18 protein-coding genes are annotated in these 16,392 nt (G+C 38.4%); 11 read left to right on the forward strand and 7 right to left on the reverse strand.

Translation table 11 applies throughout. The features are described 5' to 3' along the window. Positions 1 to 60 precede the first annotated feature (60 nt). Together ACMX9J_RS19395 and ACMX9J_RS19400 are read left to right on the forward strand one after the other, a co-directional pair. Entirely contained in the window at positions 61 to 765 is a 705-nt protein-coding gene (locus ACMX9J_RS19395) for a tRNA (adenine(22)-N(1))-methyltransferase (RefSeq protein ID WP_028411640.1), read from the forward strand. Continuing rightward, positions 762 to 1,883, forward strand: a complete 1,122-nt coding sequence (locus tag ACMX9J_RS19400) for a Nif3-like dinuclear metal center hexameric protein (RefSeq protein WP_416226108.1) — start codon at positions 762 to 764, stop codon at positions 1,881 to 1,883. Before ACMX9J_RS19395 ends, ACMX9J_RS19400 begins: the two co-directional genes overlap by 4 nt. Before the next feature lie 43 nt (positions 1,884 to 1,926). Here ACMX9J_RS19400 and ACMX9J_RS19405 read toward each other — a convergent pair whose 3' ends face one another. Further along, positions 1,927 to 2,877 carry a 4-hydroxy-3-methylbut-2-enyl diphosphate reductase gene (locus ACMX9J_RS19405; RefSeq protein ID WP_028411638.1) on the reverse strand — a complete coding sequence of 317 codons (951 nt, stop codon included), beginning with the start codon at positions 2,875 to 2,877 and terminating at the stop codon, positions 1,927 to 1,929. A 128-nt stretch (positions 2,878 to 3,005) separates the two neighbouring features. Further along, positions 3,006 to 3,710, reverse strand: a complete 705-nt coding sequence (locus ACMX9J_RS19410) for a YqfQ family protein (RefSeq protein ID WP_028411637.1) — start codon at positions 3,708 to 3,710, stop codon at positions 3,006 to 3,008. A 185-nt stretch (positions 3,711 to 3,895) separates the two neighbouring features. Here ACMX9J_RS19410 and ACMX9J_RS19415 point away from each other — a divergent pair, with 185 nt between their 5' ends. Together ACMX9J_RS19415 and ACMX9J_RS19420 are read left to right on the forward strand one after the other, a co-directional pair. Further along, positions 3,896 to 5,215 carry a DEAD/DEAH box helicase gene (locus tag ACMX9J_RS19415; RefSeq protein WP_013059212.1) on the forward strand — a complete coding sequence of 440 codons (1,320 nt, stop codon included), beginning with the start codon at positions 3,896 to 3,898 and terminating at the stop codon, positions 5,213 to 5,215. Positions 5,216 to 5,243: 28 nt separating this feature from the next. Beyond that, complete coding sequence (locus ACMX9J_RS19420; protein ID WP_028411635.1) at positions 5,244 to 6,131, forward strand: deoxyribonuclease IV; 888 nt, start codon at positions 5,244 to 5,246, stop codon at positions 6,129 to 6,131. A 49-nt stretch (positions 6,132 to 6,180) separates the two neighbouring features. On the opposite strand, the gene ACMX9J_RS19425 is transcribed toward ACMX9J_RS19420, so the two are convergent. Then, positions 6,181 to 6,432: a DUF2624 domain-containing protein gene (locus tag ACMX9J_RS19425; protein WP_013059210.1), complete on the reverse strand. Its 252-nt coding sequence runs from the start codon at positions 6,430 to 6,432 to the stop codon at positions 6,181 to 6,183. Positions 6,433 to 6,705: 273 nt separating this feature from the next. On the opposite strand from ACMX9J_RS19425, the gene ACMX9J_RS19430 reads away from it, so the two are divergent. The 3 genes from ACMX9J_RS19430 to ACMX9J_RS19440 are packed head-to-tail and all read left to right on the forward strand — an operon-like array spanning position 6,706 to position 8,734. Beyond that, a complete protein-coding gene (locus tag ACMX9J_RS19430; RefSeq protein ID WP_028411634.1) occupies positions 6,706 to 7,485 on the forward strand; it encodes a metal ABC transporter ATP-binding protein in 780 nt (259 codons plus the stop codon). After that, positions 7,482 to 8,324, forward strand: coding sequence for a metal ABC transporter permease (locus ACMX9J_RS19435; protein ID WP_028411633.1), 843 nt, complete (start codon positions 7,482 to 7,484; stop codon positions 8,322 to 8,324). The genes ACMX9J_RS19430 and ACMX9J_RS19435 overlap by 4 nt, the downstream gene beginning before the upstream one ends. Next, entirely contained in the window at positions 8,321 to 8,734 is a 414-nt protein-coding gene (locus ACMX9J_RS19440; RefSeq protein WP_013059207.1) for a Fur family transcriptional regulator, read from the forward strand. Before ACMX9J_RS19435 ends, ACMX9J_RS19440 begins: the two co-directional genes overlap by 4 nt. 30 nt (positions 8,735 to 8,764) lie before the next feature. Here the strand turns inward: ACMX9J_RS19440 and ACMX9J_RS19445 are convergent, their stop codons facing one another. Beyond that, the gene (locus tag ACMX9J_RS19445; RefSeq protein ID WP_034271152.1) at positions 8,765 to 9,340 is read right to left on the reverse strand and encodes a 5' nucleotidase, NT5C type; all 576 of its coding nucleotides are present in this window, start codon (positions 9,338 to 9,340) and stop codon (positions 8,765 to 8,767) included. 259 nt (positions 9,341 to 9,599) lie between these two features. Between ACMX9J_RS19445 and ACMX9J_RS19450 the strand changes: the two genes are divergently transcribed. Beyond that, complete coding sequence (locus ACMX9J_RS19450) at positions 9,600 to 9,965, forward strand: hypothetical protein (RefSeq protein ID WP_013059205.1); 366 nt, start codon at positions 9,600 to 9,602, stop codon at positions 9,963 to 9,965. Between the two features lie 36 nt (positions 9,966 to 10,001). Here the strand turns inward: ACMX9J_RS19450 and ispG are convergent, their stop codons facing one another. Together ispG and ACMX9J_RS19460 are read right to left on the reverse strand one after the other, a co-directional pair. Further along, the gene (gene ispG / locus ACMX9J_RS19455; protein ID WP_201763664.1) at positions 10,002 to 11,105 is read right to left on the reverse strand and encodes a flavodoxin-dependent (E)-4-hydroxy-3-methylbut-2-enyl-diphosphate synthase; all 1,104 of its coding nucleotides are present in this window, start codon (positions 11,103 to 11,105) and stop codon (positions 10,002 to 10,004) included. A 151-nt stretch (positions 11,106 to 11,256) separates the two neighbouring features. Then, positions 11,257 to 11,589 (reverse strand): hypothetical protein, encoded by a 333-nt coding sequence (locus tag ACMX9J_RS19460; protein WP_033579687.1) that lies wholly within the window; start codon positions 11,587 to 11,589, stop codon positions 11,257 to 11,259. Positions 11,590 to 11,665: 76 nt separating this feature from the next. On the opposite strand from ACMX9J_RS19460, the gene ACMX9J_RS19465 reads away from it, so the two are divergent. Next, a complete protein-coding gene (locus tag ACMX9J_RS19465) occupies positions 11,666 to 12,877 on the forward strand; it encodes an MFS transporter (RefSeq protein WP_028411629.1) in 1,212 nt (403 codons plus the stop codon). A 151-nt stretch (positions 12,878 to 13,028) separates the two neighbouring features. On the opposite strand, the gene ACMX9J_RS19470 is transcribed toward ACMX9J_RS19465, so the two are convergent. Next, positions 13,029 to 13,805: a DUF1189 domain-containing protein gene (locus tag ACMX9J_RS19470; RefSeq protein WP_232217067.1), complete on the reverse strand. Its 777-nt coding sequence runs from the start codon at positions 13,803 to 13,805 to the stop codon at positions 13,029 to 13,031. Positions 13,806 to 14,032: 227 nt separating this feature from the next. Here ACMX9J_RS19470 and ACMX9J_RS19475 point away from each other — a divergent pair, with 227 nt between their 5' ends. After that, positions 14,033 to 15,688 carry a Na/Pi cotransporter family protein gene (locus tag ACMX9J_RS19475; RefSeq protein WP_176343412.1) on the forward strand — a complete coding sequence of 552 codons (1,656 nt, stop codon included), beginning with the start codon at positions 14,033 to 14,035 and terminating at the stop codon, positions 15,686 to 15,688. Positions 15,689 to 15,774: 86 nt separating this feature from the next. Continuing rightward, a complete protein-coding gene (locus ACMX9J_RS19480; protein WP_028411626.1) occupies positions 15,775 to 16,260 on the forward strand; it encodes a DUF456 domain-containing protein in 486 nt (161 codons plus the stop codon). Positions 16,261 to 16,392 lie beyond the last annotated feature (132 nt).

The raw sequence follows: 16,392 nt of genomic DNA on the forward strand, positions 1-16,392 counted from the left end.
ATCATGCAGCTATCTATGTTAAAATAATGAACAGTAATCACATAGAGAATAGGTGACAAAATGAATGAATTAAACTTATCAACAAGACTTGAAGAAGTAGTAAAGTCGATTCCTTTGGGAGCAAAGATAGCAGACATTGGCTCAGATCATGCGTATTTGCCATGTTTTGCTTATTTAAATGGATATATTAGCGGCGCTGTAGCAGGTGAAATTACAGAAGGTCCCCTGCAATCGGCTATTCAGCAGGTGAAAAAAACAAGCTTAACGGATGTTATTGATGTTCGAAAAGGAAACGGCCTAGAAGTAATATCACCGAATGAAGTAGACTGTATTACAATCTGCGGAATGGGCGGAACGCTTATTACGATGATTTTAGAAGAAGGAAAGGCAAAATTAGAAGGAGTAAAAAGACTTGTGCTTCAGCCGAATATTGGTTCACATCATATTCGCAGCTGGCTGATTCAACACAACTGGGAAATCATTGATGAAAAAATCATCGAAGAAGACGGTCGTATGTATGAAGTCATCGTTGCTGAACCTGGAAACCCTTTAGCTCCGTATAACGGGGAAGTGGAAGCCGGTGTGTTAATGGGCCCTATTTTAAAAGAAAAGCGCTCTTCTGCTTTTATGACAAAGTGGACGCATGAACTAAATCATCTTAAACAAATTGTCAGTCAAATGGAACAGGCTCAGTCAGAGGAAAGCAAAGCAAAACTTCAAAAACTTACCCAAGACATCTCATTAATTGAGGAGGCGTTAAAATGAGTAAAATCCCTAACGGATTTCAAGTAATTGAGGCATTTGAATCATTTTCTCCCAAGCATTTAGCAGTTGAAGGAGATAAAATTGGTTTACAGATTGGAACGTTAAACAAGCCTGTAAAAAAAGTAATGGTAACGTTAGATGTTCTTGAAACGGTCGTAGACGAAGCAATTGAAAAACAAGTGGATTTAATTATTGCTCATCATCCTCCTATTTTTAGACCTCTAAAACAAGTGGTTACAGATCGTCCTGAAGGGCGTATTTTAGAGAAATGCATTAAGCATGATATTGCCGTATATGCTGCTCATACAAACTTAGATATAGCTAAAGGCGGAGTAAATGACTTGTTAGCCGAAGCGTTGGGGCTACAAGAGACAAAAGTGCTGGTTCCGACAACGTCGATTCAATTGAAAAAGCTAGCTGTATTTGTTCCTTCAAATGACGCTGAAGCAGTGCGCACAGCTATTTGTGATGCGGGAGCTGGACATGTTGGCCTTTACAGCGACTGTACGTTTTCAACAGAAGGCGAAGGCACATTTAAACCTTCTTCAGAAGCCAATCCATACATTGGCTCAAAAGGAGAGCTAGAACGTGTCAATGAAACAAAAGTTGAAACTATTTTTGAAGCGGGTCAACAAAATAAAATTATTCGTGCCATGCTCAGTGCTCATCCTTACGAAGAAGTAGCCTACGACATTTATCCAGTGGAACAAACGGGCGAAACGCTTGGACTTGGACGAATTGGTAAGTTAAAAGAAGAGATGACGTTAAAACAGTTTGCCGATCACGTTAAACAAGCATTGGATGTAGATGGTGTCAGAGTAGTAGGGTCTATGGATGCCATTGTGAAAAAAGTAGCTGTTCTTGGCGGAGACGGAAACAAATATATTACAAACGCAAAATTTAGCGGAGCAGATGCCTATGTAACAGGTGATTTGTATTTCCACGTTGCGCATGATGCAATGGCAATGGGATTAAACGTTGTAGATCCTGGTCATCATGTTGAAAAAGTTATGAGACAAGGTGTAACACGCGTATTAAACAGTCTTTTTGAAGCGAAAAACTTTGAGTGTGAAGTATTTGATTCAAAAGTAGACACAAACCCATTTACGTTTATGTAACAAAGAAGGTGTTGACGAATGTCAACACCTTCTTTTGCGTCTATTAAGACGATTTTTTTGTTCGAACTTTTGGTAAAATTTTCGAAAGAGGCACACTTTTTTCACGTGTCCATGTTGTTTCATCTTCCGGATCGAACTGATCTAGAAAATTGATGACCTCTTTTGTGATTGGAGTAGGGGTAGATGCGCCTGCCGTAACAGCTACGGTTTTCGCGTTCATCAACCATTCGATCTGAAGCTCTGAGATGTCACCGATGCGATATGCCTCAGTGCCGGCAATCTCCATTGATACTTGAGCTAAACGGTTTGAATTGTTACTTTTAGGATCTCCTACTACGATTGTAACATCTGCTTCACCTGCTTGCTCAGCTACAGCTTCTTGGCGAACTTGTGTAGCTAAACAAATTTCCTTGTGAACTTCAGCGTGCGGATATTTTTCTTTTACTTTTTCCATGACATCTGCAACGTCCCACTGACTCATTGTTGTCTGATTGGTTACAATGACTTTTTCACGTTGAATATTTAAATGGGCTACGTCTTCTGCTTTTTCAATTAAATGAACGATATCTGGTGCGATGCCAAGTGCACCTTCTGGCTCAGGATGATTTCTTTTTCCGATATAAATAACGTCATAACCTTCTTTTTCTTTTTGGCGAATAAGGTCGTGGGTTTTTGTAACATCCGGACATGTAGCATCGATTGTTGTTAAACCTTTTTCTTTTGCTCGTTCTTTTACTTCTGGAGATACTCCGTGCGCCGTAAAAATAACGGTTCCTTCATTTATTTGGTCTAAGATTTCTAGGCGATTAGCACCGTCCAGTGTGATAATGCCGTCCTCTTCAAACGCATCTGTAACGTGTTTATTATGAACAATCATTCCTAAGATATATATTGGTCGAGGCAATGATTTATCTAAAGCGGCGTTTCGTGCAATGACCATTGCGTCTACTACACCATAACAATAGCCGCGCGGTGCGATTTTAATAACTTTCATTTCAATTTCCTCCTCATCATAATCCTGACGAGCAATTCAACTCGCTTCTATTATATAAAAGAGGAAGGAAGAATACAAAGATATTCTTTTTTTACTTACTGTCTTTACTTACGGAACTAGCAGATTTATCAAATATAAAGTTTTGGTTTAGACACTCGATCTCTAGAGGAAAGTTCAATTTCTTCTTCGAAGAAATCCAGCTCATCATCAGATGAATCCGTGCTTTCTGCGCCTGTTGACAAAACCTTACTGTCTTTGCTTTCATCAGTTTCAGCAACCTCTGTTCCTTCTGCTTCGAGTACTTCATCTGTATCGTCACTTGAGCGCAGGGCTTGATAGATTTTCCATAGAGAAGGAGCATTTTTGACAAGAGGTCCGTATTGTTGAATCATAGGTCCCATCGTTTCCGCAGCTTTTAATACTCGCTGAACATTTCCCATCATGGAGCTTAAGTTAGCAGGGTTCGTTAAACCTTGCAAACCTCCAAGCAGGGAAGAAGAGTTGGTCGCTCCTGCAGCACCTTGGGCTCCTGAAAGGCCTGAAAACAAAGAACCTCGAGGAGCAGCAGCTGCTGCTTGTTGAAAGGGGATGTTTCTATTCCCGCCTCTTCGGAATAGGCGAGTTAAGAAGTTACCTCCTCCACGGTTCAGGCCTTGCTGATTCGGGTAAAATGATTGTTGAGCATTTGTTTGCTGGGCAAAGTTACGAAACTGCTGTAATGGATTAAATTGGCCAAAGTTACCAGGTTGTTGCCCAAAACCGTTTTGCGGTGGCATTCCTGGCATCATTCTTCTTTGCATACCGGGTGGAAATGGTGGTCTTCGCTGTAGCAAAGGACGCACCTCCTTTAGTAAAGTAGATTTTCTTTTACTATCGTATGCAACTCGCGATAAAATGTTTTTGAAACAGGTAATAAGTTTTAGTAATATGAATGAGAAGTAGTCACAGAAGGAAAAATCGATTATAATCATATATTGTGCCTTAAAAGATGAACGTGAATGTAAAAAAGGAGACTATTATGGAAAAAACAAACTTTGAACGTTTTGAGTTTCAACCATTTTTAATAGAAGCAATTAAACAATTAGGTTTTTATCAGCCTACAGAGATTCAAGAGCGCTTAATTCCTTCCGTTTTAAAAGGGGAAAGTGTAATTGGTCAGTCACAAACAGGGACGGGCAAAACACACGCTTATTTGTTGCCTTTACTTGAAAAGGTAGATCCTAAAAAAGAAGAAGTACAAGTTGTAATTACCGCTCCAACTCGTGAGCTTGCTTCTCAAATTTATCAAGAAGTCTTAAAGCTAACAAAACACAGTGCTGAAGGAGAAGAAATTTCAGCAAAATGTTTTATCGGCGGTACAGATAAGCAGCGTACAATCGACAAATTAAAGAAACAGCCTCAAGTGGTTGTAGGAACACCGGCTCGTTTGTTTGATTTAGTAAATGAAAAAGCGTTAGTTGTGTATACAACTAAGGCGTTAGTAGTAGACGAAGCTGATTTAATGCTTGATATGGGATTTTTAGAAGATGTGGACCGTTTGGCAAGCAACATGCCTGAAAAATTACAGATGCTTGTTTTTTCAGCAACGATTCCTGAAAAATTAAAGCCATTCTTAAAAAAATACATGGAAAATCCAAAATTTACGCATGTTTCGCCGAAGCAAGCAGCAGCGGCTAAATTAGAGCATGTATTAGTTCCACTACGTCATCGTAACAAGTTTAAGCTGCTGCACGATATGCTTATTTCGTATAATCCTTATTTAGCTATCGTCTTTACAAATACAAAGAAAATGGCGGACGAAGTAGCAGATGACCTACTGTCTAAAGGCTTAAAAGTAGGAAGAATTCACGGAGACTTATCTCCTCGTGACCGTAAGAAAATGATGAAGCAAATTAATAATTTAGAATTTCAATACGTAGTAGCGACAGATTTAGCAGCTCGCGGTATTGATATTGAAGGGATTTCACACGTTATTAACTTTGAGCTTCCTTCAGATCTAGATTTCTACATTCACCGCGTAGGCCGTACAGCTCGTGCTGGTCATTCTGGAATTGCTGCTACAATCTTCGATGTGGAAGATGAAGATGCAGTAAATAAGCTAGAGAAAATGGGAATCGAGTTTGTAAACAAAGATCTTCAAAAGCAAGAATGGGTTTCTATTGATGACCGTAACCGCCGTAAAAAGCGTGTGAAGAAAGCGGATGAAGTGGGAGAAGAGGCACATCGCTTTATTCAAAAGCCTAAGAAAGTAAAGCCTGGCTATAAGAAAAAACGTGCTCGTGAAATTACAAAGTACGTGCAAAAGAAAAAGCGTAGTGAAAGACGCAACAATCGTTAATCGCAATAGGTTAGAGGTGTAAAAAAGAATGTTGAAAATTGGTTCTCACGTATCGATGAGCGGCAAAAAGATGCTTTTAGGAGCAAGTGAAGAGGCAGCTTCTTATGGAGCAAATACGTTTATGATCTATACAGGTGCTCCACAAAATACTCGTCGCAAAAAGATTGAAGAGCTTAATATTGAAGCTGGTCTTTTGCATATGAAAGAGCATGGAATGAAAGATATTGTTGTACATGCTCCTTATATCATTAATTTAGGGAATACAACAAAGCCCGAAACATTTGAGCTTGGAGTAGATTTCTTAACGTCTGAAATTCAGCGCACCCATGCTCTTGGCGCAAAGCAAATTGTTCTTCATCCAGGGGCTCATGTGGGGGCCGGAGCAGATGCTGGTATTCAGCAAATTATCAACGGTCTAAACGAAGTGTTGACAGCTGATCAAGAAGTTCAAATTGCGCTTGAGACAATGGCTGGAAAAGGAACAGAGTGTGGAAGAAGCTTTGAAGAAATCGCCCAAATTATTGATGGTGTGACGCACAATGAAAAGCTCTCTGTTTGTTTTGACACATGTCACGTACATGATGCTGGTTACGATATCGTTCAAGACTTTGACGGTGTATTAAATGAATTTGACAAAACCGTAGGAATACAGCGAATTAAAGTGCTTCACATCAATGATAGTAAAAATGTATGCGGTGCTCGAAAAGACCGTCATGAAAACATTGGGTTTGGTGAAATCGGATTTGGTGCACTGAATTATATTGTTCATCACCCAGCGTTTAAAGAAGTTCCTAAAATTCTAGAAACTCCTTATGTAGGAGAAGATAAGAAAAATAAAAAAGCGCCATATCAATTGGAAATTGATATGATTCGTGCACAAAGCTTTGATTCAGAATTAAAACAAAAGCTTATGTAATTTCATATGTGATTGAAAGAGGTCATGTCTACAGACATGACCTCTTCTTTTACATTAACTGCTGAAATAATTCGTTCACGCGTCTGGCAGTTTCACGATCTGTTACTTGAGCAATTTGTTTGATTAAATTTCGGCGCTCTTCAAGGTTATAAATATTTACGGGCTGCTGTCTAATGACAGATACAAGGGTGTGTGCCTGCTGATCTGTAATGGGGATGTTGTATTGTTTGCTATACTTTAAAAGCTCTTTCGGGGTAATATTGTTTACTTTCTTATTGACAATCTGCTGTACAATTTTCATATGATTACCTCCTCGTCATATACAGTTTATGAATAAAAAAGAAAGATGTGACTATATTGTGTAATAAAACAACATTTTGAGTCGGATGAACCTACGGGGGTAAGAAAGCGAAAGAGTGAAACGGCTTAGTTTACAAATAAAAGACAATCCTGTATACTACATTAATGATTAAATCGTAATGATTCTGAGAAAGTAAATGGGTAACGGAGTATACGATAGAAACCGTGCCCTCTTTTGTATGGAGAAATATAAAAAAAGAATGGTGAGGCGCATATGAATACACCTGATATCATTGAAATTGATCATTTATCATTTCAATATGATGGAGTGAATGTATTAGAAGATATAAGTTTTTCAATTCCAAAAGGAGCTTTTTTGGGGCTCGTTGGTCCAAATGGTTCTGGGAAATCAACGCTAATCAAATGTTTGCTTGGTTTGCAAAAACCATCTCAAGGTTCAATTCGTTTATTTGGAAAAGATCAGAGAAGGTTTAAAGAACGAAGTAAAATTGGATATGTATCGCAAAAAGCGAATAGTTTCAACAGCGGCTTTCCTGCTACCGTTTTTGAAGTGGTTTCCACGGGCCTTACTTCAAAACTAGGTTTGTTTCGCTTTATGAATGCTTCTCATAAACAAAAGGTAAAAGAAGCGGTAGAAGCAGTGGGGATGAGCGAATTTTTAAATCGAAACATAGGAGAGCTATCCGGTGGTCAGCAGCAGCGAATTTTTATTGCACGCGCGCTTGTAAGTGAGCCCGAGCTGTTAATTTTAGATGAGCCTACGGTCGGAGTGGATGCACAAAATGTATACACTTTTTATGAGCTTCTTGAAAAGTTAAATAAAGAAAAAGGAATTACGCTTGTGCTTGTTACTCACGATATTGGAACTGTCTCGGAAAAAGTAACCCACGTTGCTTGTTTAAATAAATTTTTACACTTTCATGGGAATGCCAAAGAATTCGAACAGCTTTGTGAACATGACGTATCTATGTTTTATGGTCATAATGTTCATGTGTTAACCCATGATCATCATCATGGAGGGCAGCACGTATGATAAGCAGTTTATTTCAATTTGAGTTTTTGCGAAATGCATTTTTAACAGGTATGATTATTGGCGTCTTAGCTCCTTTATTGGGCACGTTCATCGTAGTAAGACGTCTTTCTTTAATTGCAGACGCGTTAAGTCACGTGACGCTAGCCGGAATTTCTGCGAGCTTGCTTCTTAGTCAGAAAATAGGGTTTATGCAAGGAGTGAACCCCGTCTATTTAGGAATGGTGTCTTCCGTTACAGGGGCTCTTTTTATCGAGAAGCTTCGAGGGGTCTACAAGCACTATCAAGAGCTGGCCATTCCGATTATTTTATCGGGCGGAATTGGTATTAGTGCAATTTGTATCTCGCTGGCAGACGGTTTTAATAATGATTTAATGAATTATTTGTTTGGAAGCGTGAGTGCAGTTAGTCGTTCGGATCTTTGGACAGTTGTTGTCATAGCGGTATTTGTAATAGCTATTGTCTTTTTCTTATATAAAGAATTATTTATTTTATCTTTTGACGAGGAGCATGCTTCTGCTTCTGGAATTAAATCGAAGTGGATGCACTTTTTATTTATCGTGATGGTTGCTCTTGTCATTGCTGTATCGATGCGTATCGTCGGTATTCTATTGGTGTCATCGCTTATGACTCTTCCTGTAGCAGCAAGCATTCGCTTAGCTAGAGGCTTTAAACAAACGATTCTGCTTTCGGTGATTTTTGGTGAAATATCTGTTTTAGGCGGATTATTTTCAGCGTACTACTTGGATTTAGCACCAGGCGGTACAATTGTTGTCATTGCTGTTGTTATTTTAATCATATCTATTATGATTAATAAAGGACGGAAGGGGAAACAAAAATGAATTTAACTGAAGCCATTCATTTATTAAAAGATCAAGGATATAAACATACAGGAAAACGTGAAGAAATGCTTGCCTTGTTTTCAAAATCAAATAAGTACTTAACGGCAAAAGATGTATTAGAATATATGAAGCCTGATTATCCTGGTCTAAGTTTTGATACAATCTACCGTAATTTATCATTATTTGTGGAGTTAGGCGTACTTGAAATGACGGAGCTTTCGAGCGAAAAGCACTTTCGATTTAAATGTGCAACTGCTCATCATCATCACCACTTCATTTGTTTAGATTGTGGAAAAACAAAAGAAATTGAAGCTTGTCCGATGGAGTATGTAGACGAGGATTTGCGAGGGTATAATATTACAGGCCATAAATTCGAAATTTACGGTCAATGTATAGAATGTAATCAATAAAAAAGAGAGGGTGCTATGCACCTCTCTTTTTTATTTTTGCTGTTCTTTTAACCAGTCGGCTACCCACTGATCTGCTTCTAGCCAGTTATATACGCGAACCACTCCTTTTGGAACAGGTAAGCGATTATAAGGAGTATCAAATAAGATAACGGGAATATTGCATTCTTCACTGATTTCACAAGCATTATCATGTTTGTCTTCAAAAAAGATATCAACATCGTATCGTTTTGCTGTCTCAACTTTAAAATGAGAGCCGACTAACTCAATGTGATGAAACGATAGCTCATTTTTTTGAAACCATTCTTCCGTGACGTCCAATAGCTGATCGTGCCTTGCACTAATAAAGAATAATTCGTGCTTTTGATGCCACTTTTGCAAAACCGCTTTTGCATCGTCTGCAAGTGGAGAGGTTTCGTAAATAGAGCGTTCATTTGCTTTAAACCATTTCCCGAGTTCTGCAGGTGATACATTTACAAAAGGGCTGAAATCATATTCTGTAATATCTTCAAGTGTTAAATTTAAGTTAAAGGCTTTATTTAAATGAGGAACAAAAGTTTCAGGAGAGGTAACAGTTCCATCAATGTCAATTCCAAACTTTTTTGTCAACTACGTGCACTCCTTTAATACGTTTATTCTACTTAGGTGCTTGATTATTCTTGTCTAGTGTAACATAAAGCCTAAAGAGAAACAGTAATACTTTTTATACTCCTTAAGAAAAAAGATAAGGATGATTATACGGTGTGGGAATCGTGCAGGTATCTATTTTTGCAAGAAAATGAGCAGCTGTATAAGATTAACACTTATAATTTTTTCTCGCATTCAGATACTATAAATGCTCCTTATTTACGAAAGCGAGGGATTAAGCATGGAGAATGAAGAACAAAGGCGTAGAAAAGATGTATATGAAGCTGATTTCATGGAAGAAACTGCAGCTGAAGTGGGCGTTCCTTACCGAGTAGGAGAGCCACATGCAGAGCGTGAAGTTATAGATATTGACCGCAATCGCAATCATGAAGTCGCTGGACGAGGAGAAGGAACGGGATACGGTCGTTTCGCACTCGTGCTTTCGATTCTTTCACTATTCTTTTTACCAATTATTCTTGGTGCCGCTGGGATTATTCTAGGGTTTATCGCACGCAGAAAAGGAGCACTTACGCTAGGAGCATGGGCAATAGGGATCGGAGTTGTATCGATTATTGTCGGTACGTTTATATTACCGTTCTTTTCATAAAAAAAGCGAGGCGCATATGCGCCTCGCTTTTTTTGGTTATGATTTAGCTGCAGCTTTTTCAGCTTCTTGCTTTGCGTGATATTCAGCAGCAATTTTATCAATTTCTTTTTTTAGTTCCTCAACCATTGTTTCTTCCGGAACTTTGCGTACGATTTCACCTTTGCGGAATAGAAGACCTTCACCGCGTGCTCCTGCAATCCCGATATCAGCTTCACGAGCTTCGCCAGGACCGTTTACAGCGCAGCCAAGTACCGCTACTTTAATCGGTGCTTTTACAGTTGAAATATACTCTTCAACTTCATTAGCAATGCTAATTAAATCAATTTCAATACGTCCGCAAGTTGGGCAAGAAATAAGCGTTGCAGCATTGGAAGCTAAACCGAATGATTTTAGCAACTCGCGTGCAACTTTTACTTCTTCTACAGGATCCGCACTTAAAGAAATACGTAATGTATTTCCGATTCCTTTAGACAAAATAGCGCCAAGACCCGCTGCACTTTTTACAGTTCCCGCAAATAATGTACCCGATTCTGTAATTCCTAAGTGAAGAGGGTAGTCAAAAGCTTGAGCAGCTTTTTCATATGCTTCAATTGCCAAGTTAACATCGGATGCTTTCATTGAAACGATGATGTCATGGAAATCAAGGTCTTCTAAAATTTTAATGTGATGAAGTGCACTTTCTACCATGCCATCTGCTGTCGGATAGCCGTATTTATCTAAAATACGTTTTTCCAGTGAACCGGCGTTAACTCCAATACGAATTGGAATATTTTTAGCTTTTGCAGCATTTACAACAGCTTCCACTTTTTCACGGCGTCCAATATTACCTGGGTTGATACGGATTTTATCCGCTCCGCCTTCAATTGCTTTTAACGCTAAGCGATAGTCAAAATGAATATCTACAACTAATGGAATGTTAATGCGTTTTTTAATTTCAGGGATTGCATCTGCTGCGCGCTCATCTGGACAAGCAACACGAACAACTTGGCATCCTGCTTCTTCTAAACGTTTAATTTCTGCAACCGTTGCTTCAACATCATGTGTTTTAGTGGTTGTCATACTTTGAATAACTAATTCGTTACTGCCCCCAATTGTTAAATCTCCAACTTTAACGGGGCGTGTTTTTGTACGATGTATAATTTCACTCACGTGATAATCTCTCCTTCAAAATGAAATCAAGAATTTGAATTCATTAATAGAATAACTCTTTATGAACAAAATAACTAGTAGAAAGTACTACCTTAGCTATTTTAACAATGACTATCCCATCTTGACAAGAAGAATGCTGTCATTACTTGTAAATAGGGAACTTATACGTTTTTCCAATTTGAATATCTTCAGGCGCTGTACCGTTATTTAACTTCTTAAAGTCTTTAATCATTTGGTTCATAGAAACCGGTATCGATTTTTTTGTAAGCTCTTCAATGACGGACAAAACTGTATCGCCTGGCTTAATTTTTATTTTTGTATAGATTGAAGAAGAGCTGGCGGCTTTTGTTTCTGCAGGCTGCGCTTTGCTGACTTGAACTGCTTCAGTCGCAGTAGGAATGGTCCCGTATTTAATGTCGTAGTGACAAATATATCCGATAAAAGCGAAAGCGGCTAATGCACATAGCTTTTTCATTATGCTCCTCCTTCATTCTTTTGCTTATGTGTAAAGCCTATGCTTGTCTTACTTAAATATGATTGGAGAACGAAATTTGAAAGAAAAATTAATGATTGTTTCATTAGGCTTATTGCCTTTAATCATGGTGCTGGGAAATTCCATGCTCATTCCTCTGCTGCCAAGCATTCAAAAGTCACTTCACTTAAGTGGAGTCCAAACCAGTTTGATACTGAGTGTATTTTCTATTCCGGCTGCATTGTGTATTCCTGCGGTAGGAATTTTATCAGATCGATATGGACGTAAAAAATTAATTATGTATTCCCTCATCGTGATGATAATCGGTAGCCTTGTCGCTGCTAGTAGCGCTTTGGTCTCTTCTGGAAGCTTTGCTGTGTTGATGGCTGGAAGAGTGATTCAAGGGATTGGCGCTGCTGGTACTACAACGTTGGCAATGGCATTAACTGGAGATGTATTTACAGGGGAAAAAAGAGCAAAAGTCCTTGGGATTTTAGAAGTATATAATGGAGCTGGAAAAGTGGTTGCACCTATAATTGGAGCAACGGCGGCACTCGTTGTATGGTATGCCGCATTTTTTGTGTATCCTTTAGCTGCAGGTGCTGCTTTAGTAGGTATAGCCATGTATGTGAGAGAAGCGAAAACAGGTTCAGATTCAGTATCTGTTGGAGAGTATTTAAAGAGAGCCATTGGGATCGTCTATGATAAAAGAAAATCGCTTTTTCCTTTATTCTTTGTCGGGGGACTGGGGTTGTTTTTATTATTTGGCATTTTATATTACTTATCTTTTTTAATAGAGGAAACGTATCATATAGACGGTTTTTTCAAAGGAACCGCTTTTTTATTTCCTCTTGGCGCGATGACGCTCGTTTCTTATTGGACCGGTCAGCGAATCAAAACAGATGTAGTGCTCATGAAAAAATTGATGATAGTAGGAATGATTCTTTTATTCGTAATGTTTGGAGTATTAACGGTGATTTATACGCTTCCTGTGCTGATGTTTTGTTTGACAGTCGCCTTTGGCGGCTTAGGATTTGTTCTTCCTTGTATTAATATGATGATTACTTCAGCGGCTTCAGACGAAGAAAGAGGATTTATTGTATCCATTTATGGAACGGTGAGATTTTTAGGAGTAGCGTTGGGACCCGTTGTTTTTGAAGTGTGGATGCATACTGAAAGGCTGATGTTTATTTATAGCTTTAGTTTGCTCGCAGCAGGAGGTTTGTGGGTTTTGTATCAGTTGAAAATTTTTTCTTCTGCAATGGGGAGAAGAAAAGTTGTACAGAAATAAAGAGGCTGGGACAAAAGTATGTTAGTTGAAGAAGCTCCGAACAAATTTGATTCTTGATCAAGAATTAAATTCGTTCGGAGCTTTTCATTGGCAGGGTAAACATAGATTTTATGTATGTAGGTGCTTCTAGCCGTTGATTGGATTCATTTCGTTATGTTTCAATCGCTTTATTAGGTTTTACCTTTTTTCTCATAGGAACCCTTGTGACGAGCAATAAGTAAATGAAGAACGTTCCTATCCAGTAAAGAGAGCTATGTGTTGCTAGAGACAAAGAAAAAGCTTCAAAAAGCGTATAAAGCAGCGTGAAGGCTACCGTACTATAAGCGCTCAGTGCCCATAGCTGTTTGAAAGGAAGCTGCTTCTTAGTGATGAGTCCAATCAGTTTTCCAAGATAAGCAAGGCAGGTAATAGAAAGGAAGTTTAGTCCAGATGTTAATACGTACAGTAAAAGCATAGCGATAGGGACAAGTATGTATAAAGAAAATTTTTGTTCGTGCAGCAAGTTTAACAGTTCATTTTTATCTTTATGATGCCAGTTTAGCAACTCATATGAATACGTTTGTGTTTGTGAATTAGTCGTGATGTAAATTCCATCCTTTAAAAAACCAATTGCATGAGCAGGGGAATGAAACCGTTCAATAGACTGTGAGGGGTCTAAGATAAAAGCGGTACCGTTTACTTTTTTTGTGAAAGGTTGGCTTGACGTAAGCTGTGAATTTGAAATAGAAAAAGAAGAAACCGATTTCGGAAGCTCTGTTGTAGCAATGTGATAGCCGTTTACAATTGTCAACGTCATAAAGAAAAATGTAGGCAGCAAAGAAATGAATGTTAAAAACAGCACAAAGCCAATTGTTTTATTCGTATGCTCAAAGCGAAGCGACCTTATTTTTTGAAAGGAAGTAAGACTCCATCCCACCTTTTTTAACATGATTATTGTAAACCCTCCTTTTATTAAAAAATTCTAACTATAATTTATTCTATAGCGGAAATTCAAGGTTTACAATAGGTTCTAGAAATCGTTTCCAATTACAATGTAAATATACTGTTAAGTTATTGTAAACATTAGCGTAAAAACGTTTACAGTGCTTTTAAGATTCGTTAATAATAGTGGGGACTTCTCTATGTCGTTAGAAAAAAATCAAGGAGTTGAGGTGTTTGGAACTAGATGTTCAAAAAATGATTTTTGAATTTATCGGTGGACTCGGAATCTTTTTATTCGGGATTAAGTTCATGGGAGATGGGTTGCAAAAATCAGCAGGAGATAGATTGCGCGATATTTTAGACAGATTCACAACTAATCCGTTTATGGGAGTTCTAGCAGGTATTCTGGTTACCGTTCTTATTCAGAGCAGCTCAGGAACCACTGTTATTACGGTAGGCTTAGTAAGTGCCGGTTTTATGACTTTGCGCCAAGCTATAGGGGTTATTATGGGCGCAAATATCGGTACGACAGTTACAGCTTTTATAATCGGAATTGACATTTCGAGCTACGCTCTTCCTATTCTCGCAGTGGGAGCGATTTTACTCTTTTTCTTTAAAAGTAAACCTGTTCAAAATTTTGGTCAAATCGCTTTTGGGTTTGGAATGTTATTCTTTGGTCTAGAGCTTATGGGAAGCGGGATGAAGCCGCTTCGCTCACTTCAACAGTTTCATGATTTAACTGTAAGCATGAGTGATAATCCGATTTTAGGAGTTGTAATTGGCACTTTATTTACGGTGATTGTGCAAAGCTCTAGCGCTACTATCGGAATTCTACAAGAACTTTTTGGACAGGGCGCTATTGATATACATGCCGCGCTGCCTGTATTGTTTGGAGACAACATTGGTACGACTATTACCGCTATTTTAGCTTCAATCGGGGCAAGTGTGGCAGCAAGAAGGGCTGCTTTAACGCACGTAATGTTCAACTTAATTGGTACAACTATCTTTTTAATTATCTTGCCGTTATTTACTCGTCTTGTGGAGTACTTGAGAGAGACGATGGGCTTAAACCCAGAAATGACGATTGCATTTGCTCATGGTCTCTTTAACACAACCAATACAATTATTCAGTTCCCTCTTATCGGTCTGCTTGCGTTAATTGTTACAAAGCTGATTCCTGGTGAAGATGCTGTTATAGACTTTAAACCTAAACATCTTGATCCTATTTTTATTGAACAGTCTTCTTCAATTGCTCTTGGGCAGGCAAAAGCAGAGCTTATTCGTATGGGAGAATTCGCGACGATTGGGTTAGAAGAAGCCAATAGTTATTTGAAGACGCGCCATCCTAAACATTCTGATGCTACTATGCAAATTGAAAATGCCATTAACAATTTAGATAAAAAAATCACGAATTATTTAGTGTTGTTATCCCGCTCTTCCATGTCAGAAGCTGAAAGCGAAGAGCATTCTGTGCTTCTAGATACTGCGCGAGATATTGAGCGTATTGGCGATCATTTTGAAAATATCATTGAACTTGTTGATTATCAAATTACAAATAAGGTGAAAATGACAAAAGAAGCTAATACCGACTTAGCTGATATGTTCGAATTGACTATTGTAACAGTTAAAGAAGCTGTTTTTGCTTTAGAAAAAGTAGATAGAGAAAAAGCAGTCCAGGTCATTCAAAAAGAAGAGCAGATTGATGCAATGGAGCGTCTGCTTCGTAAGAAGCACATTTTACGTCTAAATGAAAATGTATGTACAGGTTCTGCTGCTATTGTTTTTGTCGATATCATTAGCAATTTAGAACGAATTGGAGATCATGCTGTTAATATTGCGGAAGCGGTACTCGGAGATCGCTATCTAAAGACATATTCAAAGGTAAAATAAAGAAAGGCCTTGCTCATGCAAGGCCTTTCTTTATAAGAGTGGTTATTGTATGATAAATAGTAATAATAAAAAGGATAGGTGCGGGCATGGCTATTTTATGTTGGGCATTAGTTATCATTAGCTTTGTTGTATCGTTTGTTGGGTTGGTTTATCCCATCATCCCAAGCGTGCTATTTGTAGCGCTAGGATTTGTTATATACGGTTTATTTTATGATTTTAGCTCCTATAGCTGGTTATTTTGGGTGATACAAGGATTGTTAGTTGTCGCACTTTTTTTAGCAGACTATATCGCTAATATTATTGGTGTGAAAAAATTCGGAGGCACTAAAGCAGGCGTTTGGGGAAGTACAGTTGGATTGCTTGTGGGTCCGTTTGTTATTCCGGGATTTGGAATTATTTTAGGGCCGTTTATCGGAGCGATTGTAGGAGAACTGATTGTTCATCGGACCACAATTAGCAACGCAGTAAAAATTGGAGTAGGTTCGGTTATTGGCTTTTTTAGTGGCGCTATCTCGAAAGGATTTATTCAACTGTTGATGATTGCCTATTTTTTATACGCTGTTTTAAAATAATATATTGACTTTAGGCCAGAAACATGTTAAATTTTTAATGTCGCTAGTAAATGTTATATTGTTCCACAGTAGCTCAGTGGTAGAGCTATCGGCTGTTAACCGATCGGTCGTAGGTTCGAGTCCTACCTGTGG

It is taken from the genome of Priestia sp. RMT2NF4 (assembly GCF_047872835.1).
Taxonomy (GTDB): Bacteria; Bacillota; Bacilli; order Bacillales; family Bacillaceae_H; genus Priestia; species Priestia zanthoxyli.

Coding starts and splice junctions, on each gene's coding strand:
- ACMX9J_RS19430 (WP_028411634.1), top strand. CDS start 6,706: ATGAATACACCTGATATCATTGAAATTGATCATTTATCATTTCAATAT.
- ACMX9J_RS19405 (WP_028411638.1), bottom strand. CDS start 2,877: ATGAAAGTTATTAAAATCGCACCGCGCGGCTATTGTTATGGTGTAGTA.
- ACMX9J_RS19400 (WP_416226108.1), top strand. CDS start 762: ATGAGTAAAATCCCTAACGGATTTCAAGTAATTGAGGCATTTGAATCA.
- ACMX9J_RS19425 (WP_013059210.1), bottom strand. CDS start 6,432: ATGAAAATTGTACAGCAGATTGTCAATAAGAAAGTAAACAATATTACC.
- ACMX9J_RS19470 (WP_232217067.1), bottom strand. CDS start 13,805: ATGTTAAAAAAGGTGGGATGGAGTCTTACTTCCTTTCAAAAAATAAGG.
- ACMX9J_RS19440 (WP_013059207.1), top strand. CDS start 8,321: ATGAATTTAACTGAAGCCATTCATTTATTAAAAGATCAAGGATATAAA.
- ACMX9J_RS19415 (WP_013059212.1), top strand. CDS start 3,896: ATGGAAAAAACAAACTTTGAACGTTTTGAGTTTCAACCATTTTTAATA.
- ACMX9J_RS19435 (WP_028411633.1), top strand. CDS start 7,482: ATGATAAGCAGTTTATTTCAATTTGAGTTTTTGCGAAATGCATTTTTA.
- ACMX9J_RS19395 (WP_028411640.1), top strand. CDS start 61: ATGAATGAATTAAACTTATCAACAAGACTTGAAGAAGTAGTAAAGTCG.
- ACMX9J_RS19450 (WP_013059205.1), top strand. CDS start 9,600: ATGGAGAATGAAGAACAAAGGCGTAGAAAAGATGTATATGAAGCTGAT.
- ACMX9J_RS19420 (WP_028411635.1), top strand. CDS start 5,244: ATGTTGAAAATTGGTTCTCACGTATCGATGAGCGGCAAAAAGATGCTT.
- ACMX9J_RS19480 (WP_028411626.1), top strand. CDS start 15,775: ATGGCTATTTTATGTTGGGCATTAGTTATCATTAGCTTTGTTGTATCG.
- ACMX9J_RS19460 (WP_033579687.1), bottom strand. CDS start 11,589: ATGAAAAAGCTATGTGCATTAGCCGCTTTCGCTTTTATCGGATATATT.